The sequence below is a fragment of the Chryseobacterium phosphatilyticum genome, from assembly GCF_002899825.2.
Taxonomy (GTDB): Bacteria; Bacteroidota; Bacteroidia; order Flavobacteriales; family Weeksellaceae; genus Chryseobacterium; species Chryseobacterium phosphatilyticum.
Map to the genome: position 1 here is coordinate 1 of NZ_PPED02000128.1, position 429 is coordinate 429.

The following is a 429-nucleotide window of genomic DNA, read 5'->3' on the forward strand; positions in this document are numbered from 1 at the left end:
TTCATAAAAGCGAATATTTCTGGCGTGTTAAGAGTTCATAACGGTAGCACCGTCCAAACCACTAACGCCAGCTACTCAGCGGCGGGAGTTGCACCCGGTTCAGACGGGGTAGTCGCTCGAAATGGTGGTACTGCTATTGTTGACGGGGCTGATGTCGATGGCTTCAAAACTGGCATATCAGCTTCCAGCGGGGGGAACGTCAGGGCATTGTCAGTATTATCTGTAAAACGCAGTACGATTTGTGGGGTTAGAGCTGAAACTGGGTCGAATGTCACGATCGCAAAATTGGACGCATCCGATAATGCCGTTGACTTTTTGAATACTGACCTGTCCACGCTGCTAATTGGCGGAGTTCCCATCCCCCCCAGCTGGACGTCTCTGGCCGGGTTGGCAAATTTGAAAATTGTTAATGGTCAGAATGATTCCGTT

At 49.9% G+C, this 429-nt stretch carries 1 protein-coding gene; it reads left to right on the top strand.

Annotated elements, in window-relative coordinates; translation table 11 throughout:
- Window positions 1–429 (top strand): hypothetical protein (locus C1631_RS24475; protein WP_228441548.1); only part of this gene is annotated, 429 nt, incomplete at both ends.